General features: G+C 59.1%; 20 protein-coding genes and 1 pseudogene. 1 reads left to right on the top strand and 20 read right to left on the bottom strand.

Annotated features, from left to right (window positions below):
* Positions 1 to 185 precede the first annotated feature (185 nt).
* Positions 186 to 1,847, bottom strand: a complete 1,662-nt coding sequence (gene recN, locus F8C90_RS01595) for a DNA repair protein RecN (RefSeq protein WP_158048696.1) — start codon at positions 1,845 to 1,847, stop codon at positions 186 to 188.
* Between the two features lie 280 nt (positions 1,848 to 2,127).
* On the opposite strand from recN, the gene dtd reads away from it, so the two are divergent.
* Positions 2,128 to 2,574, top strand: coding sequence for a D-aminoacyl-tRNA deacylase (gene dtd, locus F8C90_RS01590; protein ID WP_158048695.1), 447 nt, complete (start codon positions 2,128 to 2,130; stop codon positions 2,572 to 2,574).
* 160 nt (positions 2,575 to 2,734) lie between these two features.
* Here dtd and uvrB read toward each other — a convergent pair whose 3' ends face one another.
* The 19 genes and pseudogenes from uvrB to nusB all read right to left on the bottom strand — a co-directional run bounded on the left by uvrB (position 2,735) and on the right by nusB (position 23,793).
* Entirely contained in the window at positions 2,735 to 4,885 is a 2,151-nt protein-coding gene (gene uvrB / locus F8C90_RS01585; RefSeq protein ID WP_158048694.1) for an excinuclease ABC subunit UvrB, read from the bottom strand.
* A 134-nt stretch (positions 4,886 to 5,019) separates the two neighbouring features.
* Positions 5,020 to 5,619, bottom strand: a complete 600-nt coding sequence (gene coaE / locus F8C90_RS01580) for a dephospho-CoA kinase (RefSeq protein ID WP_158048693.1) — start codon at positions 5,617 to 5,619, stop codon at positions 5,020 to 5,022.
* A gap of 179 nt (positions 5,620 to 5,798) precedes the next feature.
* The gene (gene rpsA / locus F8C90_RS01575; RefSeq protein WP_158048692.1) at positions 5,799 to 7,004 is read right to left on the bottom strand and encodes a 30S ribosomal protein S1; all 1,206 of its coding nucleotides are present in this window, start codon (positions 7,002 to 7,004) and stop codon (positions 5,799 to 5,801) included.
* A gap of 366 nt (positions 7,005 to 7,370) precedes the next feature.
* The gene (locus F8C90_RS01570) at positions 7,371 to 8,678 is read right to left on the bottom strand and encodes an MFS transporter (protein ID WP_158048691.1); all 1,308 of its coding nucleotides are present in this window, start codon (positions 8,676 to 8,678) and stop codon (positions 7,371 to 7,373) included.
* 65 nt (positions 8,679 to 8,743) lie between these two features.
* On the bottom strand, positions 8,744 to 9,211 hold the full coding sequence (locus F8C90_RS01565; protein WP_158048690.1) for a hypothetical protein: 468 nt from the start codon (positions 9,209 to 9,211) through the stop codon (positions 8,744 to 8,746).
* Positions 9,212 to 9,340: 129 nt separating this feature from the next.
* Positions 9,341 to 9,673, bottom strand: a complete 333-nt coding sequence (locus tag F8C90_RS01560) for an oxidoreductase (protein ID WP_158048800.1) — start codon at positions 9,671 to 9,673, stop codon at positions 9,341 to 9,343.
* 12 nt (positions 9,674 to 9,685) lie between these two features.
* Complete coding sequence (locus F8C90_RS01555; RefSeq protein ID WP_158048689.1) at positions 9,686 to 11,986, bottom strand: molybdopterin-dependent oxidoreductase; 2,301 nt, start codon at positions 11,984 to 11,986, stop codon at positions 9,686 to 9,688.
* Between the two features lie 401 nt (positions 11,987 to 12,387).
* Positions 12,388 to 13,824: a helix-turn-helix transcriptional regulator gene (locus F8C90_RS01550; protein WP_158048688.1), complete on the bottom strand. Its 1,437-nt coding sequence runs from the start codon at positions 13,822 to 13,824 to the stop codon at positions 12,388 to 12,390.
* Positions 13,825 to 14,108: 284 nt separating this feature from the next.
* Complete coding sequence (locus F8C90_RS01545; protein ID WP_246155729.1) at positions 14,109 to 15,257, bottom strand: ATP-binding protein; 1,149 nt, start codon at positions 15,255 to 15,257, stop codon at positions 14,109 to 14,111.
* A gap of 122 nt (positions 15,258 to 15,379) precedes the next feature.
* Positions 15,380 to 16,192, bottom strand: coding sequence for a type IIL restriction-modification enzyme MmeI (locus tag F8C90_RS11345; RefSeq protein WP_343030117.1), 813 nt, complete (start codon positions 16,190 to 16,192; stop codon positions 15,380 to 15,382).
* Between the two features lie 59 nt (positions 16,193 to 16,251).
* Positions 16,252 to 16,518 (bottom strand): annotated as a pseudogene (locus F8C90_RS11340) (DNA methyltransferase); the annotation flags it as partial.
* Positions 16,519 to 16,630: 112 nt separating this feature from the next.
* A complete protein-coding gene (locus F8C90_RS01530; RefSeq protein WP_158048686.1) occupies positions 16,631 to 17,062 on the bottom strand; it encodes a Fur family transcriptional regulator in 432 nt (143 codons plus the stop codon).
* A 153-nt stretch (positions 17,063 to 17,215) separates the two neighbouring features.
* On the bottom strand, positions 17,216 to 17,554 hold the full coding sequence (locus tag F8C90_RS01525; RefSeq protein WP_158048685.1) for a P-II family nitrogen regulator: 339 nt from the start codon (positions 17,552 to 17,554) through the stop codon (positions 17,216 to 17,218).
* A gap of 28 nt (positions 17,555 to 17,582) precedes the next feature.
* Positions 17,583 to 18,857 (bottom strand): ammonium transporter, encoded by a 1,275-nt coding sequence (locus F8C90_RS01520; protein WP_158048684.1) that lies wholly within the window; start codon positions 18,855 to 18,857, stop codon positions 17,583 to 17,585.
* Between the two features lie 288 nt (positions 18,858 to 19,145).
* Positions 19,146 to 20,426 (bottom strand): type II toxin-antitoxin system HipA family toxin, encoded by a 1,281-nt coding sequence (locus tag F8C90_RS01515; RefSeq protein ID WP_158048683.1) that lies wholly within the window; start codon positions 20,424 to 20,426, stop codon positions 19,146 to 19,148.
* Positions 20,423 to 20,659, bottom strand: coding sequence for a helix-turn-helix domain-containing protein (locus F8C90_RS01510; protein ID WP_158048682.1), 237 nt, complete (start codon positions 20,657 to 20,659; stop codon positions 20,423 to 20,425). Before F8C90_RS01510 ends, F8C90_RS01515 begins: the two co-directional genes overlap by 4 nt.
* Positions 20,660 to 20,887: 228 nt before the next feature.
* On the bottom strand, positions 20,888 to 22,771 hold the full coding sequence (gene dxs / locus F8C90_RS01505) for a 1-deoxy-D-xylulose-5-phosphate synthase (protein WP_158048681.1): 1,884 nt from the start codon (positions 22,769 to 22,771) through the stop codon (positions 20,888 to 20,890).
* Positions 22,772 to 22,820: 49 nt separating this feature from the next.
* Complete coding sequence (locus tag F8C90_RS01500; RefSeq protein WP_158048680.1) at positions 22,821 to 23,135, bottom strand: exodeoxyribonuclease VII small subunit; 315 nt, start codon at positions 23,133 to 23,135, stop codon at positions 22,821 to 22,823.
* Complete coding sequence (gene nusB, locus F8C90_RS01495; RefSeq protein ID WP_158048679.1) at positions 23,122 to 23,793, bottom strand: transcription antitermination factor NusB; 672 nt, start codon at positions 23,791 to 23,793, stop codon at positions 23,122 to 23,124. The genes F8C90_RS01500 and nusB overlap by 14 nt, the downstream gene beginning before the upstream one ends.
* Between the last annotated feature and the right edge of the window lie 3 nt (positions 23,794 to 23,796).

Here is a 23,796-nt window from a genome sequence, read left to right as displayed (position 1 = left end):
AGGCAACGCGCAAAAGGCGATTAGAGCGGCGCGATACCAAGGCGGCCATCTGGAAGTTTTCCCAGATGGCCGCCTTTTTCATTTAAACCAGAGCCCGCAGGTGAAAGCATGCGAGAATGTTCGAGTGGATGCACGGGCTGGTGCGGGGAGCGCACCTGGCAGACCTGCTTGCGACAGCGTTGACACTACTCGCTGGAGGCGTTGTGCAGCATCTCGCGCGCATGGGCAAGCGAGGTTTCCGTCACATCACCCGAGAGCATGCGTGCAATTTCCGCTGCTCGTTCTTCTCCTGAAACGATCGAAAGCGAAGTCTCAGGCACGTCCCCTTGGGTTTTACGAACCACATAGTGAACATCGGCAGCAACGGCCACCTGAGCCAGATGCGTGACTACAATCACCTGATGTGTCTTTGCCAAATCGGCGAGAACGGAGGCGAGCGCCACCGCCGTCGCGCCGCCGACGCCTGCATCGACCTCATCGAAAAGAAGCGTATCGACGCTGTCCGCCTCACCGAGCGCCACCTTGATGGCGAGCATCACACGGCTGACCTCGCCACCCGAAGCGATGCGCGCAAGCGGGCGAGCCTGCATGCCGCTTCCGGGGCGAAACATGAATTCAACCTGATGAGGACCCTCTTTCGTCCACTTATCGCGCGGTAGCTCGCTCACTTCGCACTCCAATGAGGCACTGCCCATCTCAAGACGAGCCATCACCTTTGAAACAGCCTGGGCAAAGCGCGGCGCCATCTTGCGACGGGCCGCATCGAGCGCCGTCGCCGCTTCGGAGAGTTCCCGTTCTGCTGCCTCGAGGGCCCGAACCGCCGTCCGCTCCCGCTCTTCCGCATCATCGACGAGGGAAACCAGCTCCGCCGCCCCCTCGCGCGCAGCGATAACGTCTGAAAGCCGAGGGCCGAACGCGCGAAGGAGCCCTTGGAGCGCCGCCATGCGTTCCTGGGCTTCCTCGAGCGCATCGCAGTCGAACTCAACCGAATCGCGATACGACAGCGCCTCGCGGGAGACGTCCTCGAGTACGTAGCTCGACTCGCGCAACGAGCTCGCTAAATCCGCAAGCGTCTTGTCATACGCCGACGCACCTTCGAGCGCGTTTGCTGCTGCATCGAGCGCATCGATGGCGCCCCCCTCGCCCGAAAGCGATTCGTAGGCGCAGTTCGTTGCAGACACGAGCGATTCGGCATTTTCCGCCTTCTCGAGACGCGCGGCGAGCTCCTCGTATTCCCCCTCATCGGAAACGCCGACCGAATCGATGCGCTGGAGCGTGAAGCGGGCCTCGTCAAGCCTCGCTGTCGACGCCTCGCCAGCAGCTTTTACGCGCGAAAGCTCGTCGGCGGCGCGCTTCGCCGCTTCGAATGCCAAAAGGTAGTTGGCGTGAGCCTCGCTAATGGAATCCTTCGCCCAAGCGTCGAGCAGGGAAAGATGAGTTGCGGGACGCATGAGGGCCTGATGCTCATGTTGACTGCACAGATCGAGCGTCGGCGCGACAAGGCGGGCGATTTCCTTCGCACTTGCCATGTGTCCGTTGACCGACGCACGGGAGCGGCCGTCAATGCTGACGCGACGGCAAACAACCGCCTCGCCATCTTCGAGCTCTACCCCCTCGGGGATGTCAGCAGCACTGTCGAAGAAGAGACGGCCTTCGACCGATAGGCCGTCAGAATCTTCACGAACTGCGGTTTTGTCGGCACGCTCACCAACGAGGAGCTTGCACGCCGAAAGGAGCGCCGTCTTTCCCGCCCCCGTTTCGCCGGTGATCGCCGTGAGCCCGCGAGAGGGGGAAAAGGACGCGTCCCGAATGAGCGCCACGTTACTGACATGGATTTCATCGATCATCGCATCTCCCTTTCCCGAACTTGCCCTGTACCGCGCATCACGGTGCCGAGGTAGCTTCCCGCACGCCGCGGCGCCTCGCACCTCGACGCCCGAGGTGGCTTTCCTCAAATCCCAACGCAGGGCACTGCGGCCTAACGGCCGAGCCTCGTGTTTCTTGCCGCACAGTATACCCTATCTTTCGATATATTATTCGAACATATGTTTCTGTTTTTCAAAGATGCCACAGGGGGCATATCGTAGTACACTTTCACTCACTGCCCGCGAATCCAAAGGAGCATCCATGCGCGCCCTTATCCAACGAGTCACCCACGCCCAGGTCGATGTCGACGGGAGAACCGTCGGGTCTATCGGCACCGGGTTGCTCATCCTGCTCGGCGTCGGCACGAACGACACCGAAGCGCAGGTCGACAAGCTGTGGGGCAAAATCTCGAAGATGCGCATCTTCGAAGACAAGGCAGGCAAGACGAACCTTTCGCTCGCCGATGTGTCGGGCGAGGTGCTCGTCGTTTCCCAGTTCACTCTTTATGCCAGCTGCAAGAAGGGAAATCGCCCCTCCTTTACCGACGCAGGTTCACCCGCCGAAGCGAAACGCCTCTACGAGCTCTTTGTCTCGCAAGCTCGCAAGGACGTGCCTCGCGTCGAGACGGGAGAATTTGGCGCGATGATGGAGGTGTCGCTGATAAACGACGGGCCCTTCACCATCTGGCTTGACACCGACGAGCTGTAAGAAAGGGAATCCGTCGCCCGCCAACGCACGCCGAGTCCGGCCGTCGTTGCCAGAACGCGCACTGCCAACACGATATCGCGCTTGAGAGCCTGCGGTCATCCGCAACGCTTCGACAAGGCGCGCATCGCCCAACTGCCGCCCTTCGCAACCTGCAGCGCGCCTAGCTCCTGCGGCTCGAACCATAGGCTGCGTTCTTGCGGTTGCCGAACGCGCTCCCCTTTCGGGCGCTTCGTTTCAGCTCCTTCAGCACGTCATCCTCGCTTGAGTCTTCGAACTGGGCCTTCAGCTGCACCACCTGATCGCGCAAAGTCGCCGCCCGCTCGAAATCCATCTCACGCGACGCCGCTGCCATGTCGTCTTCCATGCTTGAGATGACGCGCAGCACCTCTTCCCTCGACAACGAGGCGAGCTCCTTGTTCACCTGCTCGGCTGTCGTGTTCGAGATTTCCGCGACTGAACCCATGATGTCGCTGACCTTCTTGCGGATAGTCTGCGGTGTGATGCCGTGTTCCTCGTTGTAGGCCATCTGGATGGCACGGCGGCGCCTCGTCTCGGCAATAGCTTTGTCCATAGAATCCGTCGTCTTGTCGGCATACATGATGACCTGGCCGTTTGCGTTTCGTGCCGCGCGGCCGATCGTCTGAATGAGCGAACGGTAGTTGCGCAGGAAGCCTTCCTTATCGGCATCGAGGATGGCCACAAGCGACACCTCGGGCAAGTCGAGGCCCTCGCGCAAGAGATTGATGCCCACAAGCGTGTCGAACTCGCCACGCCTGAGCGCACTGAGAATCTCGACGCGCTCGAGCGTAGCGATGTCGGAGTGCATGTAGCGCGCTTTCAGGCCGCGATCGAGGAGGTGGTCGGTCAGATCCTCCGCCATCTTCTTGGTGAGCGTGGTGATAAGCGTACGCTCGTCGCGCGCGGCCCGCTCCTTCGCCTCGTCGATGATGTCGTCAATCTGGCTCGCACTTGTACGCACGATAATTTCAGGGTCGAGCAAGCCGGTTGGGCGAATGATCTGCTCGACCGTCTGCTGGCTCACCTTCTCTTCATAGTCGCCCGGCGTTGCGGACACATAAACGAACTGCGGGACGCGATCCTCGAACTCGTCGAATCGCAGCGGTCGGTTGTCCAGGCAGCTCGGCAGGCGAAAACCATGTTCGGCAAGCGTAATCTTGCGCGAGCGGTCGCCTTCGTGCATTCCACGAATCTGCGGCACCGTAACGTGACTCTCGTCGATGATGCACAGGAAGTCTTTCGGGAAGTAGTCGATGAGCGTATACGGGGGCTCGCCCGGAGCGCGCCCGTCAAGATGGCGCGAGTAGTTCTCGATTCCCGAGCAAAAGCCCATCGTCTCGATCATTTCCAGATCGTAATTCGTGCGCATCTCCAAGCGCTGCGCTTCGAGCAGCTTGCCTTCCTCCTTGAACTGCTGCAATCGCTCGCGCAGCTCATCTTGAATGGTGCCGATCGCCCGATCAAGCTTCGGACGCGCAGTGACGTAATGGGAAGCAGGCCAAATGGGAAGCGCCTCGTATCCGTTGAGAACCTCGCCCGTGACGTTGTCGATCTCGGCAATCGTCTCAACCTCGTCACCCCAGAACTCCACGCGGATGGGGTTGTCGGCATAGGGCGGGAACACGTCGAGCGAGTCGCCGCGAACGCGGAAGGTTCCGCGTTTGAGCTCGTAATCGTTGCGATCGTATTGGATGTCGATCAGCTCGTGGATGACGTCATCGCGCTCGGCCGGCTTCTCCTTGTCAAGGAAGACGGCCAACCCCGCGTAATCCATCGGGCTGCCGATGCCGTAGATGCAGCTCACCGAGGCGACCACAATGCAATCGCGACGCGAGAGCAGAGCCGACGTAGCCGCATGGCGCAGCTTCTCCACCTCCTCGTTGATTGAGGCGTCCTTCTCGATGAAGGTGTCGGAAGAAGGGACGTAGGCCTCGGGTTGGTAGTAGTCGTAGTAGGAAACGAAGTACACCACCGAGTTGTTCGGGAAGAACTCCTTGAGCTCGCTTGCAAGCTGCGCGGCAAGCGTCTTATTGGGGGCTAAAACAAGCGTGGGCTTTTGAACCGCTTCGATGGTTTTCGCCATGGTGAACGTCTTGCCCGACCCCGTGACGCCTAGAAGCGTTTGATAGCGCATGCCCTCCTCGATGCCGTGGGCAAGCTCTGCGATTGCTTTGGGCTGGTCGCCCGCTGGCTCGTACGGCGAGACGACCTGGAACGGCGTGTTGGACAAGCGAACCTCCGGCAGCTTGCCTTCCATTTCCAGGCCTTCGATATTTTGAAGATGCGTTGACATCAGAGCACCACGTCCTTCGCCGAGAGGAGGAAACTCCCAACCCTCTGCCCCCGGCGCCAAATAAAAACTAGCCTTCCCCTGTTTCGGGAAGGCTAGTCTATCACAGAATCATTACTAGAACAAGTGTTCGAACACTAAATAGTCTTCTCGTACTCTTTCCACCAGTTCAGCATCTTGTCGCGCAGCACCTCGGGCGTGCTATCGTTGCTGAAGACGACGTCTGCAGCCTCGATGCGGTCGGCATCCGTGATTTGACGGGCAATGCGGCGACGCACGTCAACCTCAGAGAATCCCGAGGCCACCGCTCGCTCAACGCGCAGCTCGAGCGGCGCGATGATGGCGATCACCACATCGGCGCAATAGGCAAGCGAGCCCTGGCGGTTCTTGAACACCGATTGCTCGACCACGACGGCCTTGTTCCCCTGGCGCTCGAACTCATCGATGCGGTCGGAGAACAACTCCTCGATGCGAGGAAGCGTGATGCGGTTAAGCTTGCGCGTTTCCGCCGGCGACGCGAACGCCTTCGCCGCGAGCTTCTTGCGGTCGATCGCCCCGTCTTCGCCGAAGACATCGTCCCCGAAGGTTTCGCGAATCTCATCCTTCACCGTGTCCCAGGCGAGCACCTCATGCCCGACATGATCTAAATCAACATAAGGAAGCCCCTGCTCAACGAGGGCTTTTCTGGCTGTAGACTTGCCAGCGCCCATCCCACCGATGATGAACAGCTTTTTCATGACCTGCCTCCTCGTACGTTTGGCACCTTCTGCGTACCATAATACACGTATTAGTGCCTCATGGGGCGAAGGCGAAACGACGCAATAGGCAAATAGCCATCGAAATTACCCGCCCCTTTACGAAAAAAGGAACCCGCCAGATGACGGGTTCCTTCATATTCGCGCTATGCGAGTTGGAGCTATTCAGCGTCCTGCTCCTCGGCGGGCTTTTCAGCCTTCTTCTCGCGCTTCTTGGCCGGCTTCTCCTCGACCTGGACGGACTCGTCCACTTCGATCTCGTAGCCGAGCTCCTCAGCGGCAGCCTTCATGGACAGGGAGATGCGACGACGCTCGGGGCTGATCTCCATGACCTTCACCTTGACGTCCTGGCCAGGCTTGACGACCTGCGCCGGGGTGTCGATGTGGCGCATAGCCATCTCGGAGATGTGCACCAGGCCCTCGATGCCGTTGCCGAGCTCGATGAACGCGCCGAACGGAACGATCTTGGTGACCTTGCCGTCGACGATGGAGCCGACCGGGTACTCCTCGACAAGCTTGACCCAGGGATCCTCCGTGGTCTGCTTGAGGCCGAGGGAGATGCGCTCGCGCTGCAGATCGACGTCGAGAACCTCGACCTCGACCTCGTCGCCAACCTTGACGACCTCGGACGGATGGTTGACATGGTTCCAAGAGAGCTCGGAGATGTGAACCAGACCGTCGATACCGCCGAGATCGACGAAGGCGCCGAAGTCGACGATGGAGGAAACGGTGCCCTTGAGACGCATGCCCTTGGAAAGCTTGGACAGAATCTCGGCGCGCTCGTTCTTGCGGCCTTCCTCAAGCAGCACGCGGCGGGAAAGCACGACGTTGTTGCGGTTGCGATCCATCTCGATGACGCGGGCTTCGATCTCGGTGCCCAGGTACATGTCGAGATCCTTCACGCGGCGAAGGTCCACGAGGGATGCGGGCAAAAAGCCGCGAAGGCCGATGTCGAGGATGAGGCCGCCCTTGACGACTTCGATGACCTCGCCAGTGACCGTCTCGCCGGCCTTGAACTTCTCTTCGACGCTGATCCAGGCGCGCTCGTACTCGGCACGCTTCTTGGAGAGGATCAGGCGACCGTCCTTGTCTTCCTTCTGGAGAACGAGAGCCTCGATCTTGTCGCCAAGGCTGACGATCTCGGACGGATCGGCATCCTTGCGGATGGAGAGCTCGCGAACGGGGATAACGCCCTCGCTCTTAAATCCGATGTCGACGAGCACCTCGTCGTGCTCAATCTTCACCACGGTGCCGTCGACGAGATCGCCCTCGTCGAAGTCGGTCAGCGTGCCATCGATCATCTTGTTCATTTCCTCGTCGGAGATGTCGGTGAAGTCGATGACGGAAGTGTTCTTAATTTCGGTCAAAACGGACCCCTTTCGAACCTTCAAATTCCGGGGACCCTTCGCCATGATTGATTGCTTACGTGTAAACCATGTTCGTACGTAGTGGGAACCGACCCGCCCGAAGGCTGCCCGGCCGCGCAAAAAACATGTCTCGGGGGCCAACATTACTTACCGCCTATGGGTTTTTCCATAAGCTTGGCTAGTATACCACGCTCCGATACGCCTCGACGAAACGAAATCTCAAGGCTCGCGAATGCACAAAAAGAGCCGACAACCGCACACTTAGTGCAGCTGCCGGCTCTCATACCTTGGCGTCGAAACCGACTCGTTCTCAAGCCCAATCGCTACGGCGGGCAGCGCAGGAGCTTGAGGCCCGAGACCTTTTTCTTACGCCTCCTTCTTGCGAAGGCGCGGGAAGGTGAATGCGATGACCGCCGCTACGAGCATCGTCACGCCGACGATGCCGAAGGAATTGCCCACAACGCCCGTTGCGTCGATGAGCATGCCGGCAAGCCACGGACCGAGGTAGCGGCCGACAACGTTTACCGTGCCGATGAAGCCCGTGCCTGTGGCGCGGATGTCGTCGGTGTAGTACTCGCCTGCCGTGGTCATGATGACCGTGATGACGCTCGTCGTCGCAGAGATGATCGCAACGAAGATCCAGCAGACCATAAGCGAGGGCGAAGGCGTGTTCGTCAGGTAGAAGAAGTAGGCCAGGCCGAAGATGCCGGAGAGCGCGACCACCGCAGCGATGACGTTTTTGCGCTCGACATGGTCGGAGAGCGTGCCCAAGATAAGCTCGCAGATGATGGTCAGGATGCCGCCCCAGGTAATGGCAAGCGACGCGGATGCCAGATCGAAGCCTGCGGACTGGATGGACGCCACGTAGTACTGGGTCGCCGCCATGTAGCCAACCTGGTAAACGATGTAGAAGATGCCGAAGTGCCAGGAAATCGGCATCTTGAGCACGCGCTTGAGCGCCTCGCCTGCGCCAACCTTGCCCGACTTCTGATCCTCGAGCTTCGGCGCGGGAGCAGCCTGCGTGCCTGCGGGAGCGCCGTAGGGCGCAAGACCCTTCTCCTCGGGTCCTTCGCGGAAGAATGCCGCCACGAAGACCGTGATCACGGCGAATACGATGCCGAAAATCACGTAGGTCCACTGCCAACCCATCGCGCCGATGATGAGCGGAGCGATGATACCCAAGATGATCGCCGAGAAGTTCGCGCCCGGCGTGATGAGGCTCATGCCGAAGCCGCGACGATGCGGGGCGAACCAGCGAGAGACGATTTTCGGCAGGATGGCCATGAGCAAGCCGGCCGTGCCGACGCCCGCGATAGCCCAGGTGCCAATCGCAACCGGCAGCCCGTACTGGGCGAAGAAGCCGAACAGCAGCGCGCCGATCGAGGCGAGCCCGCAAGCGATGGTCATCGCCCAACGGGTGCCGATCTTGTCGCCGAGCATGCCCCACACGATCGACAAGCCCGCGTAGAAGATCATGAACACCGAGGTGATGAGACCGACATCGGCGTAGCTCACACCGAGCGTCTGACGAATCGGTTCGAGCGCGACCGCAGGAAGTCGCTGACAGCTCAAGACGATAGCCTGCGTTAAAAAGCCTCCGAGGCAAATAATGAATGCATAATGGAGGCCGTTCCCCTTTTTCGACGGGGCGGTATCTTCAATGGTTTGAAGCATTGCCGCTTCCTTTCTGAAATGATAGTCGAATCGGATCGTTGCGATCGACCGGCGAAAGCGTCCCCTTATGACGCGCTACCGCCGAGCGAGCGCAGTTTCGTGAAAACAAGTCCCCTTTTCGCCCTCCTCCTTTCCTTTTTCATCTCGAGATACGACGCCTTCTTCTCCGTCGCCTCTTCGTTGAATCTCGCATGCGCCTCGCCTCCGACCTCGGCTTCGAGCTCGGCCGCGCGGGCAAGCTTCTCCTCGTCCTCAATGAGGGAAGCCGCCTTCTTCTTGCGATCGGCGGGCACGTATATGTCAACCCCGTAGTTCTTGTCCTTGCTCATGGGGATTGCCATCGCTGCAATGGGGTGGTTCATCTTCGTCGTTCCGCGGTCGATGCCGTAAAGTGGGATTCCCGCTTCGCGAAACAGGTATGCCATCCCGTCGTACTGCCAGGTCATCTTGATGTTTACGAGAAATGTCCAGGTGGTTTTCTCGAACTCGGCAAGGTCGACCATGGTGGTGAAGCCTTGTCTTTTTTGAGGCATAGAACCTCCTTCACGCCATTGCGCGTCAAATGAAAATGATGGGTTTTCGCTGTTTGGGGAGTGCGCGGTCCGTCTAAGCGAGAGAAACGGACCGCGCATGTGAGGGATGGATAGTTTCCTTACGATGCCTTACGGCATAAAGCAGCACACCTTGTGCTCGCCAAGGTCGGCCAAGCGCTTCGAGACGTCCTCAACGGGAACGATCTCGATGCATTTCGCCAGGCAGTGCAACTCACACAGCGGCATCTTGCCCGCCTCTCGGCGCTCGGCGCACAGATCGCACGCCCGGGACGGCACGGGAACATAGTCCCATTCCCACTTACCGCCAATCTTGTTCGGGCCGATCTGCTCGACCTTCATGCCCCACTCCTCAGTGCCAAGGCCTTTTTCCTTCGCGCAGGAGACAACGCAGGACTCGCATCCGGTGCAGTACTTGTAATCGATGATCATCGCATGTTGCATGTCGCACACCCCCTAATCCTTCATGCTGTCGACGCGCGTGATGGAACAGATGCCGTTCTTGTACGGCGCGCCATATCCGGTGACGCCGACGCTCTCATGTGGGATGAGATTGTTGGCGTTCGCATCGAACACGCCGAAGAGATTGGGCGCTTCCCCGTCTTGCTCGGGGAACCACCAGGCATGTTCCACATGGACGGTCTTCTCGTTGACCTCGTAGGTGAGGTGCGCCTTCTGCGTGCACTTGCCGAACATGGTGTCGACGCGCACCCAGTCGCCCTCGCGGATGCCGTATTTCTCGGCCGTGGCCGGGTTGATGGTCACCAGCGGGTCGGGATGCAGCGCGCGCAGCGAGGGAACCTGACGGTGCTCGGAGTGGAAGGCGCTGATGTGGCGGCCGCCCGTGGTGTAGACGAGCGGATATTTCTCCACGACCTCAGGCGGCTGGGACACGGGGCTGTAGTCAGGCTCCTCAAAATAGGGAACCGGCTTCTCGTCATAGGCCTCAAGCACGTAGGAGTACAGCTCCACGCGGCCGGTGACCGTCTGGAAACCGGGCTGCCCGTCGTCGCGCAAATCGCCCGTCTCGTACTTGCGGTACTTGTAGTCGGCTTGGATGACGGACTTCTCGCGCAGTTCCTCAATGCCGTAGCCGTAGTTCTCCTTCAGCTTGGTGTCGAAGAAGTCGTCAATCGTGGTGAAGTCTCCCCAGATCTCGGGACGCATGCGCTTGCCCATGTCGACCAAGATCTCGAGGTCGCTTTTCGTGTTGGGGTTCTCCACCGCGGTGTTCATAGCACCCACAAAGTGCTGGTTGCGCCCGTAGTTCGGCGTGACCAGGCCATCGTGCTCGGCGAAGGTCGAGAGCGGCAATACCAAATCGCACAGGCCCATGATGGTCGGGGTCATGAAGATATCCTGAGCCACGATGAAATCGAGGTCCTTCATCGCCGCGTACCAACGCTGCGGCTGGTCGGCCATGCAAGCGAGCGGGTTCGAACCGATAAGCCAGCACATGCGCAGTGGATAATACTCGGGATAATCCTTGTACATGCCCTCGAGCCAGTTCAGAAGCGTATCGCCCTGAACGCCACCCATGGCAGCGCCCGTGTTGAACATGCGGTACTTGCCCGTGGGGTCGACGATGTGCTTCTCCGCCATGCCCTCGGTGAGCGTGTCGGACATGTCGTAGCGCCACTGTCCGATGAAGCTCGTGGGCTTCGTGATGGTGATGCCGCCGGGCACGTCAATGTAGCCGCAAATGGCGCAAATCGCCATGAAGCACTGTGCCGCCTGCGTGGACTGCTTGGACTGGTCAAGCGCAACGCCCCAGGTCGCGGTAGAAGGCGCATTCGTCGCGAAGGCGCGTGCGGCTCCCACAAGCTGCTCAGGGTCGACCCAGGAAACCTCCTGGACCTTCTCGGGCGTCCATGGCTTCACCGCCTCGGAGAGCTCCTCGAAGCCGTAGCACCATTTCTCGACGAAGTCATGATCGTAGAGGTCCTCGGAAATGATGACGTTCAAAAAGCCCATGCCGACGGCGGCATCGGTGCCGGGGCGCAGCTGCAGATGATACTCCGAGTGCGCACCGAGCCAGGTCAAGCGCGGGTCCACGGTGATGATCTTCGCGCCGCGCTTCATGATGTCGATGATGCTGTGGCCGAAGAACCCATCAGGGCTCGAGTAGAGCGGGTCCTTGCCCCACACCATGATGTATTTCGGGCAAACCCAGCGCGGGTCATCGTAGCGATCTGGGAAGAACTGCGCAGAGTCGATTTCCGGCACGCCGGCGCCCAGGAGGTAGTTCACGATGGTCGCACGCGGGCCGTAGCACGCCTCGCCCGAGAACGGGTAGGTCGACGCGCCATTCGGCGTGTTCATGATAGCAGGGCCGTACACCGGGGCGTAAAGCGTGGACTCGCGACCCGTGCCCGTCAGCGTGAAGATGCACTCAGCACCGTAGTTTTCCTGAAAACCGCGGATCTTCTCCTCGAGCAAATCGTAGGCCTCGTCCCAAGAAATCTTCTCCCATGCATCCTTGCCGCGATCCTCGCGGGCACGCTTCATGGGGCTCAGCAGACGGTCCTTGTGATAGACGACCTCGTCGAGCGCGATGCATCTCGGGCACAGACGGCCCTGCGTGATCGGATGGCTCGGGTCGCCCTCCACCTTCACAATCTTTCCGTCCTTCACGTGGATGAACATGCCGCATCCAACCGGATGATCTCCTGGAGGCGACCATGCACAGGTGCGGACTTTCAATACCCCGTCTTCTTCGGTGATGAATGGCTTGCACGAAGCGCAAGTTTCTCCCATTTCACTCCCCCTCCTTCGTCGGTTTCGCGAAGGCCTCGCCAGACCTTCGCGTCATTTCGAACGACCTGGACTCTACGCTTCGGGAGCTGGGGGGAGAAAGACCCGTCGCGGGGTGTTTCGGACACCCCCCACGCCACGAGAGACAAACCCCCCGCAATGGGGGGTCTAACTACCCCTTACAGGTCTCACCTGGGAAAACGAAGTGGTGTATGCTACGCGTCGGGAAAGGAGAGAGGCTATGTCGTGCTACACCTGCACGCACTGCAACAAGTGCGGAATGTTCTCTATCAAGGTTGCCGTAGTATGCAAAAGCTGCGGAGCGGAAGTGCCCGCGGGGGCAGGCGCATGTCCTGCATGCGGGGGCACCTCCCTTGCGCAGAAGGTCATCAAGCCCGCCGCGACTACATCCGCAGATAAAGCTCCTCGACCGCGTCGATGAGCTCCTGGCGCGAATGGATGCCAAGCTTCGCGTACACGTTTTTCACGTAGCCTTTCGCCGTGTTCTGCGCGATGACCAACTCGTCGGCAACGTACCCGATCGTTCTGCCGCGCGCGAGCAAGGCGAGCACCTCCGCCTCGCGCGCCGTCAACTTCGCCTCCGAAGCGAGCGTCATGCATGCGCGATCGAAAAGCGCACCGGGGGCTTCCTCAGGAGCATTGGCCTCTTCAGTCTTTGCCGCAGACTCGTTGAGGGTCTGCCCTTCAGCCGCACGCCGGCTTAAGCGCTCAGCCGCCTGCCGCTCCTGCTTCGCAAGCATCACGTCGAATGCCCGCTCGATAGTGCCCGTGGAAAGCGCCAGAGTGAACACGAGCACAAGAAGCACGCTCATAACGGCAAGGTAGGCCACGTAGTAAACGGAATCGCCCGAGAAAAGCCCCTGGTTCAGCATCACCACCACGACGCCGACCGTCGTACCGAGAGCCGATGCGCCGCGCCCGAAGCCGAACACGCGCGTGGGGGTGAGCGTCGTTCGCCCTGCAAGGTCGATAAGCAAGCACCACACCACGATCACGAAGATGTTGTACAGCACGCCCGTGATCGCGCTCTGCACGATATCGGGGGAGCCTAAAATCGGCGCGCCAAGCATCGCGAACGCCATGAGCAAACCGATCGGCAGATAGAGCGAGCTCACGTTGAAGTTGCGCGTGCGAAGCAGCAGGCACAGCCCCAAGATGAAGCCCGCGATGCAGACAAGCGAGACGATGCACTCGACAGGCGTCGAGGCGCCGGAGACAACGATCATACCGATACCCTTCGACACACCCGCTGCCAGCGCGAACGCGCACACGGCAAGAACAAGTCGCACGAAAAACCCTTGCGGCAGCTTATCGATGCTGATCGCCTCTTCGAGCGGATCGGTCTCGCTCACCTCGTCGGGCACGCAAAACGAGCAGAACACCGAGGCGAACGGCAAAAGCGACACGAGGACAACCGAAATATCTCCCGGAGCTCCTTTCACCGCGAAATAAATGAGGAAGGAAAGGAGCGCTGCGCTGCTGATGGTGACGCACGCCTCCGTGCCGCTCAGACGGCTTGTCACCAAGCCAACGCGCAGACAAACGAATGCCGTCCCAAGGCCCGTTCCCACCATGGCGATGTCGCAAGCGAGACTCCCAACATCATGACTTGCCGCGACGACGAACGTGGACGCGGAAGCGATGATGGCCATGACGACCGTCAACGGGCCGTGCGCAATGCGCTCGTTGAAAAACGAATCGAGCGCACCCGCCAAAAACAAACATGCGGTAAGGGGGATGCCAGAGAGCATATAGTTGCGCAAGAAGCGTGCCACAGCGTCGTCCGCCCCCGAAAACGAGACCAGGTCGACCCCCGTCACGGAAAGTAAAATCCATGCCCCGTAAAAGCTATAGCTTAAGTATCGAAGCTACGGAAGCCTATTGCCGATACTTGACAAGGCCCAGCTGATTCCCTCTGTTCTATTCTCCACGCACGTCCCCTGTTTTCCATCCCAAACGCGCGAACCCCTTTTCGCGCGTTGTCCATTATGCAGCTTGGGACGTCGTTTCGCTAGGGAGGAAGCGCGGCACCACCCCCAGGTTCCGAGGAAAATCAGTGACGAAACCCCTTGTGAGGGCTGCAGCCTAATCAATCAGCGCTTCCCTAGTTTTCCATCAAATATTCCCTCAACAGCGGCATCTCGAACTCGACAAAGCCCCTGCGAGGCGCCGAAATGAGCCCCTGCTCGACTAACCGCGTCCGGTACACCCGTGCATAATTGGGCGTTTTACCCATACGCTCGGCAATATCGTTCATCAAGCTCGGATGCCCTTTGTCGGGAAGCATCGCCTCTAGAAATGCGATATCACCATCGGAGAGGTCCTGCAACGTCTTTTTTATGATGCCGTTTACGAAATCGCGACGCGCGAGCTCCGCTCCGCGCTCCACATGAGTGACCTCGATAACCGACGAATCCTCCGCTTCGATCCACGTACGGAATCCGACAAGTTGCATCATATAGGCAAACCCGCCCGTCGCTTCCGCAGCAAGCGAAAGGGCGTCATCGCCAATCGATTTCCCCGCCTCCTCGATTGTTTCGCGGAATGCATCGGTGATATCCGCGTCTTCAATGCGACCAAGCTGATGCTGCGCCGCACGCCTCAGAAAAGAAACGGACTTGTCCGACAGAAGCGCCGAAACATTGACGGGCAGACCCGCCATGAAAAGCGCCACTTTGCGATCTTCGCGTACGAAATGCTGGAATGTCGCCGAAAAGTCGATGAGCTCCTCGAGATTGGGGTCGATCTCATCGATAGTGATGAGAAGGCCGATGGAGTACTCTGCAAGCACATCGAGAATGCGGCTCATGCGCGTACGCCAATTGCCCGAATCAGAGTTACGGTATTCCCACGATGCACTGAATAGCGATGAGATAGACACCGAGGTCAGTCGCTTAAACGAAGGTCTTTCAATGAGCTCGTTCGCCGCATCCATCGTTCTTTCGAGAATATCTTCGAGCATGCCGGGGCGCGCCGTGACATTAGCCGAAATCCACCCGCTCGCCTCCGCCTTGCGCGCAAGGTGCGACATAAGAACCGTCTTTCCCACACCGCGGGGACCTGAGAACAAGCTACACAGATTGGGATCATTGGGATTAAGGGAGAAGGCCTGCTCGAATTCGCCAATCAGGATTTTGCGCCCCGCAAGAATGGGCGGCACTTTTCCGAAACTCGGGGTAAATGGATTTATTGAAGACTCCATACGACTCCTGTCTCGTTTTTTCTTTTTGCTATTTTTTTTTCTTTTTGCCAATCTGCATTATAGCAGATGGGAGGCTTATAACTCACCCAAGCTGAAACCTAAGCGAAAGCCATTATCTGTACAATACCGAATGAAATGCCTGCATTTTACCGAACGGAAAGCCTGCAAACCGACTATAGCTCACCTGCTTTTTCGGCATAGAGCTTGAAAAGGTGGGCAACAATCTTCTCCTCGTCGCCGTTGAAGTCTACGTCGTAGGCGGCTTCAACTGCAGCGTCGAGTTCCTTGTGCGCAGAGAGCAAGTCAGTTGGCATTTTGTCGGGGTCGTACAGGTCAGCGAGCGTAGCACCAGGGTGTGCTTCGCGGGCATTCAGGACGCCTTGGGCGCAGGACTCGATAGCTACGCGCTGTTCGGGCGTAGGATCCGGCCAGATGAAGTTGTTGTAGACGATACCGCCCGAATAGCGGTAGTCACTCTTGAGCCGCCCAGCCACCGTTCTCATCCAAGCGTTATGGAATTGCGAGTGGAGGACGCCGAAGTGATATAGGGTGGCATCGGGAATCAGGAACACCAGGTCGCTGCAGAAGGTTTCGGGACCGATGAACCCGAGCAGGATGTAGCGCCGCCGCTCCGAGGAAACTTTGGGAACGAGGACGGAACTGCCCTTCACTATTATTTCTGTGCCAAAGTGCTGAGGCGATTCGGCGGCTTTCAAAGTCTGCCTTCTTTTACTTGATAGCCGGTAGTCGCGTACGGCATTAGCCCTCTCCTGGCAGCACGGCATCGCAGCCATGTCCGATACGGAAGCATTTCCGAGCCATAGACACCATCGAGTTTCGCCATGGAGAAACTCGCGCGAACCGAGCCAAGGGTGAAAGAAACGTGCGGCAGTAGGTTCGGACGCCAAGAAGCCTTCCTTCTCCAATTCAGTGAATAGGTAGTTGCCGCCATCAATTGGCTGTGAACCGATTCCGATTTTAGGCACGTCGCATAGCGGCTTGCTGCGGTTCCATACGAAAACGCTCGGCGCATCCGCCAGGTAAGCATTAATGCTTCGCGAATGTTGCTGTTGGATTTTAGCGGCAGGAAGTCGAACTCCCGCAAAAGGATCTCCTGCGTGGCCTCCATCATCTGCTCCTCGGCGATCCACAGCGCCGTTTTCGCCACGCTCACCGCGAAGTCGTTGATCTCGATGCCGTAGAACTGGTTGATGGAAACTTCGATGGGCTCAGCGTCCCCGTCGAGGCCAAAGCCCATCTGGTCGCCCTGCAAGTCCTCTATCGCGCGGTTCTCCAGCTTGCGCAGCGACAGATAGCTTAGTGTTCATGCGCAACCGCTTCCGCTCCAGTTTTTCACTGGCACAATTCTACCCCTCCGTACATTTCGAGAGGCAGAGTTGCACGAGATTGCGCGAATCGGCAATTTACGCCCCATCCACGCAATCGGGGCAAAGGCCGTTGAAGATAATGTCGAAGCCCTCAATCAGGAAACCATGGGTGTCGCGTACGCTCGAAAGCAGGTCCTCGCTGGGCATCTCGACGTCGTAGACGACACCGCATTCCCGGCATATCGCGTGGTAGTGGCAATCGCAGCGGAAGTCATAGCGGTCGGCGCTGCCCGCCACAGGAATATGAAGCACTTCGCCCTGCTCGGTCAGCACGTTGAGGTTGCGGTACACCGTCGCCCGCGAGATGCTCGGGTGCTTCTCGCGCACCGCGTCGTACACGTCTGCTGAAGTGGGATGGTTGTGAAGCGAGCGAACCGCCTCGAGCACGAGCGCTCGCTGTCGTGTGTTCCTTGTCGCCGCGCAACTTGCAGCACCCGCTTTCGCCGTAACCTTCGATATGTTCGCCATTTCGCCTCTTTTCAAGCTTGCTAATTGTAATCTTAATAGGAGTATATATCATTAGCAGAGACATTATGCAAGCATGATGAAGGCTCCGACGGAAAATCCATCGGAGCCTTCTGAATTGGAGAACTCAAGCTGTCGCGCGAACGCTTGCCGAGCCTATACCGCCGACTCTCCGCGCTCATCGGTGCGGATGCGGATGACCTCGTCAATCGGAGAGACGAAAATCTTGCCGTCGCCCACGTTACCCGTGCGCGCCGTCTCGGTGATGACCTTCACCAGCCCGTCAACCTCGCCATCGGCAACCACGAGTTCGAACTTCACCTTGGGCACCATGTTCAGCAGAACCTCGGTGCCGCGGTAGTATTCCTTCCAGCCATGCTGACTGCCGCAGCCGTTGACCTGGGAAATCGTCATGCCGCCAACCTTTGCTGCAAAGAGTGCCTCCTTGAGCGGTTCGAGCTTCTCGGGGCGGACAATCGCAGTGATCCTCTTCATTGGTTTCAACTCCTTCCTTAGAACTCGCCTAGTCAAGACCGATATAGGCAGGGTACGCGGACTCGCCATGTGCCGCAACGTCGAGGCCTTGCGCCTCTTCTTCCTCGCTGACGCGCAGGCTGCCCTTGAAGCACGCCTTCACGATGAAGCCGATGACCACGTCGAGCACGCCAACGAACACGATCGTGATCAGGATGCCCAGGATCTGGCTGCCCAGAAGCGAGACATCGCCGGTGTAGATGAGGCCGCCGAAATCGGTCCAGGAAAGCTCGGGCACGCAGAAGATGCCAGTGCAGATGCCGCCGACGATGCCGCCGACTGCGTGGCAACCGAATGCATCAAGCGCGTCGTCGTAACCGATCTTTGCCTTGCAGAAGGAAATCGCGAAGTAGCAGATGGGGGAAACGATGAGACCCATGACGAGCGCAGCCCAAGGCTCCACGAAGCCAGCAGCAGGGGTGATCACGACGAGGCCCGCAACAAGACCAGTGGCAGCGCCGACGAGGGTGGGCTTGCCGACCTTCACGCGCTCGACAATTACCCATGAGATGAGGGCGGAGCCGGAAGCGATGACCGTGTTCACCAAGGCGAGCGCCGCAACACCATCAGCCGCGAACTCCGAGCCCGCATTGAAGCCAAACCAGCCGAACCACAGAAGCGTAGCGCCCAGGACAACGAACGGAACGTTGTGCGGACGGTAGCTCATCATGCCGAAGCCCTTGCGCTTGCCCAGAAGCAGGCAGAGGACAAGGCCGGTCAAGCCGGAAGAGATGTGGACAACATCGCCGCCTGCGAAGTCGAGCGCGCCGATGGTGTCGCCGATGAGGGAGCCGTCACCGCCCCAAACCATGTGCGCCAGCGGCGGATACACCACGATGGTCCAAATGGCAACGAACGCGCAAATCGCACCATACTTCATACGGCCCGCAAGAGAGCCGGTGATGATTGCCGTGGTAATCATGCAGAATGCCAGCTGGAAGACGACATCCGCCATCGCGGGGTAGCAGTCGTGACTCAGCGCTTCGGGTGCCTCACCAGTGATGTTGGCGACCAGGCCCGTAAGACCGATCTGGTCGAAGCCTCCGAAGAACGGAATCGAGCCGTCTCCGCCGTAAGCGAAAGACCAACCGAAAATCGTCCACGTGATTGCAACGATGCCCAAGACGCCGAACACCATGATCATAGTGTTAACAACGTTCTTGCGGCGTGACAGACCTCCGTAGAAGAACGCAAGGCCAGGTGTCATAAGCAGGACCAGCATCGCGCAAACGAGCATGAATCCTGTATTACCCGAGTCAAACATTGCATTTACCTCCTCTGTTTCTAGACGTGCATCTGTATGACAGAGAAGATAATCGCACCTCAAGACGCGCTCAAACGGTGCGAGGCCCAGTGTTAACTTTCATTCAAACGCACCGTAACAAACGGGAAGCGCGAGCGAAACAGAGAAGAAATAACCCCAGGTCATCTGACCTAGGGTTATTGTTTCAAGCAGATTTCAGAGCCCCGCTCGCCGATGGAGGCGGGTTTTGCGAGCAGCATGGGGCTTCCTTAGATTCCGGATTCTCCGCTCTCAGGAACCGACGACATCTCAGGGCTGAAAGTCCCTTTTCAGCCTACACACCCTTCCCAAAGCGTTGGCCTCATGGCGAGATGCAGCACCCGGGTAAACCATTGATGCGACGCGAATGCCCTCCTCGAGATTACGAAGCGCACAGTCGATGACCGTCTCAGCGCCCGCCGCGTCCAATCCCCAGGAAGCGGCCTCGGCAATGATGTCGGCCCGCGTCAGCTTCTCAGGGTTTATCACCCCGTTGACGCGCATGGAAAGAATCCCTGTACGGGGCTCGACCTCGGCAATGGGCACCACATCGTAGAGCGGCGCAAGCTCAGGAACCATCTGCTCGCGGTAGAGAAACGATGTGTTCTTGGCGTGCGCATCCCAATTGCCAAGCGCCAGATTCGCAACGAGCTGGCGCAACAGCTCTTCCTTCTCGCCCTCGGGGTCGGAGGAATATTTCTGCAGTAAGTCGGCAATTGCGACGTACGTGGGGTCATCGCCCTTGGGTGCGCTTGCGGTGGCGTACTTGCCGTGCGGATCGATTCCGAGCGCTTGGCAAGCATCCTCTTGATGAAGCCTAGCTACGCACTTGGAGACGTCGTCGACAACCCTATCGTAGCGTTCGACCACAAGCGTGCCCGGCGCATCGTCCAAGTCGAGCAGAGCCACCCTAGACGCACGCGCCGCGTGCCCAGCTGCCGTCATAGCCCAGGCCTCCGACTCAGCCAAACCGGGATAATGCTCGCTTTCGGGTTTGAGAATATGTGTGCTAGAGCTGTCGCCCATCGGTAGCAGGACGTCGTCGGCAACGACGGAGTACGCTCCCTCGGGAATCGTCGGCATAACGACGCACATCTTCTCTTGGAATCCACCAAGCGACATGCGAAACAGCTCACTCTCGACTTGCGGAAGTCGTGCCGTAACGCTCGAGAGCTTTTCGGCTAGCGCCGATGGAGAAATCGCTTCGAACCGCAATTCGCGAGCCCTCTTGTGGCCGCGCTCGAACACCCTCACTGCACCAGCGCACTCCCAGCCTATCTCAGCAAGAAGGCCAATCCAATCGTAGGGCGAAACACCAAGGCTCCTGCAGATCTCGTCGCGACGGCTTCCCTCGGGAAGCAGACCGTTAAACCATGCAGAGGTCTTTGCCTCGCCGAACGGGCGACCCTTCGCGGGAAACGCCATCGAGAGTACTGGCCGACCGGCGAGCTTATCGGCGACCGACTGCTCGTACTCGAAGCGTCCTCCCTTGCGGTTCTCGACAACATGCCCGACCAGGTTATCCCCCAGAAATACGTCGAGCTGCCTCATTCGGTCACCTTCACGTCCGCGCCCTTGGGAACGATGACCATGCGAAAGCCCAGCTGCTGCAGGTAGCGGTCAACCTTGACCGCCGACACGTTCTTGCCTGTCTCAAGCGCCGAAAGCGTCACCGACGAGAAGCCGAGCTTTTTCGCCATCTCGACCTGCGTGATGCCGCGCTCCCTGCGTGCCTCACGCAGAAACTCGCCGATGTCCTCGTATGAGTAAGCGTTGGTCCACATGCAATACCGCCATTCAAAATACTTTATATTCGTTGTAATAACATTACTATACAAAATACTTAATAGTATCTCAATATCACAAATAATAAGTTATTTGAATCTTGAATGCTGAAGAACGGACTTGAGGATTCCATAAATGCCCGCGTCTTCGCTACAAGCTCACCTCAGTATGCATCAGAATGCCAGAGGACCATCGCATTCCGCGCAAAGCAGCGCCTGATGCCCTCGTTAGAGCGCTTCGAGTTTCTCCTCAATAGCAGCGGCGATCCCTTCGGCGTCGAGGCCGAGCTCATGCATAAGGAAATCGGGGGCGCCTTGCATGATGTAGCGGTCGGGAATGCCCAGCGTGAGCACGGGCGCCTTCACGTCCTGGCGCGCAAGCTCGGCGAGCACCTCTTCCCCGACACCGCCTTCGACAACACCGTCTTCCACCGTCACCACGAGACGGGTTTCGGCAGCCCGGCGAATCGCCTCAGTATCGAGTGGCTTCACCCAGCGCATGTCAACGACGCGAACGGACAGGCCCGCTTCTTCAAGCGCAGCCGCAGCCTCGTTCGCAGGCTCAACCATATTCCCGAACGCAAGGATAGCAACATCGGACCCTTCCCTCACCAGGCGAGACACGCCAGGCTCGTAGGTTTCGGGCTTGTCGGGGACAGGCACGCCGCACGCCTCGCCTCGCGGATAGCGCACCGCAAACGGCCCGCCGAGCACGAGCGCGGTATGAAGGGAATTCACGAGTTCCGCCTCGTTGGAGGGCGCAAGCACTCGCATATTGGGAACCATGCGCGTATAGACCAAGTCGAACATGCCGTGGTGCGTCGGCCCATCGGCGCCCACCAAGCCCGCACGGTCGATAGCGAACACGACATCAAGGTTCATGAGGGCGTTATTGACAATAAGCTGATCGATGGCGCGCTGCAGGAACGTAGAGTACACGGCGAACACCGGCTTGCGCCCGCCGATGGCAAGTCCCGCCGCCATGCCAGCTGCATTCTCCTCGCAAATGCCCACATCAATGAAGCGGTCGGGAAACTCCTTTTCGAAGCTAGTAAGCCCCGTGCCGCTTTCCATCGCGGCGGTGATCGCAACGATGCGCTCATCGGCGCGCGCCTCATTCAGGAGGGCCTCGCCGAACACCGAGGTGTAGCTCGGCGCCTTCGCGGACTTCTTTATAGCCTTGCCCGTGGCGATATCGTAAGGACCCGTACCATGGAAACGCGTCGGCTCCGCCATCGCGGGACCATACCCGGCGCCCTTCTTGGTGACCACGTGCATGAGCACCGGGCCATCTGCAGCCAGGCACGTCGAGAGCATTTCCTTCAGCTCGTGGATGTTGTGTCCGTCAACCGGCGTCGTGCACACGATGCCCAGCTGCTCGAAGATCATGGAGTGGGGAATGACGAACTGCTTCATCGATTCCTTCGCATTGCGCCCGAAGTGCATGAGGGCGCTGCCGAGGGCGCCCGACTGCTCCATAGCCTCCTGCACGCGATCGCGCGTCGTGCGATACGACGACGACGTGCGCAGATAGCCGAGATGCTTCATGAGGGCGCCGACGTTGCGCGAGATGGACATCTCGTTGTCGTTCAAGATAATGACCATGGGAAGCTGGGCTTGCCCGATGTAGTTGAGCGCCTCGAAGGCCATGCCTCCGCCTAGCGCCGCGTCGCCGATGAGCGCGACGATCTTGTTCGTGCCGCCCGAAAGCGCCCGCGCCTTGGCGAGCCCCACGGCAACCGAAAGCGAGTCGGATGCGTGGCCGGAAGCGTGCACGTCGTATTCGCTCTCGGAAGGCTTCGGGAAACCCGAAATGCCATGGAACGTGCGCAGCGTATCGAAACGATCGCGCCGCCCCGTCACGAGCTTGTGCGCGTACGACTGGTGCCCCACGTCGAAGACGAACTTGTCTTCCGGGCAATTAAGAAGGCTGTGAACTGCAAGGATAATCTCGACCGCGCCAAGGGACGACGCCACATGGCCACCCGTTTTAGAAGTGGTGGTGATGATTTGCTCCCTGATCTCGCGAGCAAGAATCGAGAGCTCATCATCGGTGAGAAGTTTCAGGTCGGCAGGTGAATCGACCACGTCAAGTATGCGCTCATTCGCCATGATGCAAGAACTCCTCTTTCCCCCTCGCGCCTTCGTCGCAAAAGCGGTGCTATCGCGAAACCGGCGTCGCCTCGTCTTGGCGCGCAACGGCCGCCTCGCCCTCGGCGGGCGAGTCTTGATTGTCGGTCGCCTCGGCCTGGTTGGCCTGGTTGGCCTGTTCGGTTGTGAGGTTTGCAGCATCCTGCTCGAGAAGCTCCTCGGCGCCTTCCTCAGACAGATCGCATGCGGAAAGGCCGAGCTTCACCGCCTCCTCGTAGAGCGCGAGCGCTTCGTCGAGCGAGATGCCGGGCGCGTTTACCGCCTCGACGATTTCATCGAGGCGGTCGCGAACCTGATCGTATGATGCAGCGTTAGAGTCCGACATTCACCGGCTCCTCGGGAGCACAGGTCGATTCCTCTGCTGCGCAAGCCAGCTCTTCGGACGACACGGCGTCAGCCGAGGTATCCTCGCTTTCTGCCGCGGGCGCGTTCTCAACGGCGCCTTCTGCTGCGGGCTGCTCGCCAGCAAATTCAGCTGCAGAATCTTCTTCATTGGTCGGGAACGCGTAGGCTGCCAGGGCCTCTTCCTCTCGACGGCGCGCCGCCTCGGGATCCTTCGCATCTTCCTCGAGCTGGCGGGCAATGCGGCCCAAAACGCCGTTCACGAAACGAGGCGACTCGTCCTCGCCGCCGAAATCCTTCGCCAACTCGACCGCCTCGTTGATGGCAACCGATACCGGCACCTCGTCGACGAAGAGCATCTCGTACGTCGCCAGACGAAGGATGCAGCGGTCGACGATGGGCATGCGGTTGAGCTTCCAGTTCTCGGAAGTAGAATTGAGGCGCACGTCGATGGGGAGCATCTTCTCGTCGACGCCCTCGATCAACCCGATCGCGTAGTCCGAAAGCGACTTGCCGTCGTCTTCGAGCACAAGGCCCGAATCGAGCAAATCGGACGGGCGCGTGCCCTTTATTTCACTGGTATAGAGCACCTGGAGCGCGCTTTGACGCGCAGCGGTGCGTTCATGTCGTCGTGATGCCATTGA

It is taken from the genome of Ellagibacter isourolithinifaciens (assembly GCF_008831035.1).
Lineage (GTDB): Bacteria > Actinomycetota > Coriobacteriia > Coriobacteriales > Eggerthellaceae > Ellagibacter > Ellagibacter isourolithinifaciens.
This window is presented reverse-complemented; position numbering and strand designations above follow the sequence as displayed.

Coding starts and splice junctions, on each gene's coding strand:
- F8C90_RS01565 (WP_158048690.1), bottom strand. CDS start 9,211: ATGCCTCAAAAAAGACAAGGCTTCACCACCATGGTCGACCTTGCCGAG.
- nusB (WP_158048679.1), bottom strand. CDS start 23,793: ATGGCATCACGACGACATGAACGCACCGCTGCGCGTCAAAGCGCGCTC.
- F8C90_RS01560 (WP_158048800.1), bottom strand. CDS start 9,673: ATGCAACATGCGATGATCATCGATTACAAGTACTGCACCGGATGCGAG.
- coaE (WP_158048693.1), bottom strand. CDS start 5,619: ATGAAAAAGCTGTTCATCATCGGTGGGATGGGCGCTGGCAAGTCTACA.
- F8C90_RS01510 (WP_158048682.1), bottom strand. CDS start 20,659: ATGTGGACCAACGCTTACTCATACGAGGACATCGGCGAGTTTCTGCGT.
- dtd (WP_158048695.1), top strand. CDS start 2,128: ATGCGCGCCCTTATCCAACGAGTCACCCACGCCCAGGTCGATGTCGAC.
- F8C90_RS01530 (WP_158048686.1), bottom strand. CDS start 17,062: ATGGCGAACATATCGAAGGTTACGGCGAAAGCGGGTGCTGCAAGTTGC.
- F8C90_RS01500 (WP_158048680.1), bottom strand. CDS start 23,135: ATGTCGGACTCTAACGCTGCATCATACGATCAGGTTCGCGACCGCCTC.
- F8C90_RS01520 (WP_158048684.1), bottom strand. CDS start 18,857: ATGTTTGACTCGGGTAATACAGGATTCATGCTCGTTTGCGCGATGCTG.
- uvrB (WP_158048694.1), bottom strand. CDS start 4,885: ATGTCAACGCATCTTCAAAATATCGAAGGCCTGGAAATGGAAGGCAAG.
- dxs (WP_158048681.1), bottom strand. CDS start 22,771: ATGGCGAATGAGCGCATACTTGACGTGGTCGATTCACCTGCCGACCTG.
- recN (WP_158048696.1), bottom strand. CDS start 1,847: ATGATCGATGAAATCCATGTCAGTAACGTGGCGCTCATTCGGGACGCG.
- F8C90_RS01515 (WP_158048683.1), bottom strand. CDS start 20,426: ATGAGGCAGCTCGACGTATTTCTGGGGGATAACCTGGTCGGGCATGTT.
- F8C90_RS01525 (WP_158048685.1), bottom strand. CDS start 17,554: ATGAAGAGGATCACTGCGATTGTCCGCCCCGAGAAGCTCGAACCGCTC.
- F8C90_RS01555 (WP_158048689.1), bottom strand. CDS start 11,986: ATGGGAGAAACTTGCGCTTCGTGCAAGCCATTCATCACCGAAGAAGAC.
- F8C90_RS01570 (WP_158048691.1), bottom strand. CDS start 8,678: ATGCTTCAAACCATTGAAGATACCGCCCCGTCGAAAAAGGGGAACGGC.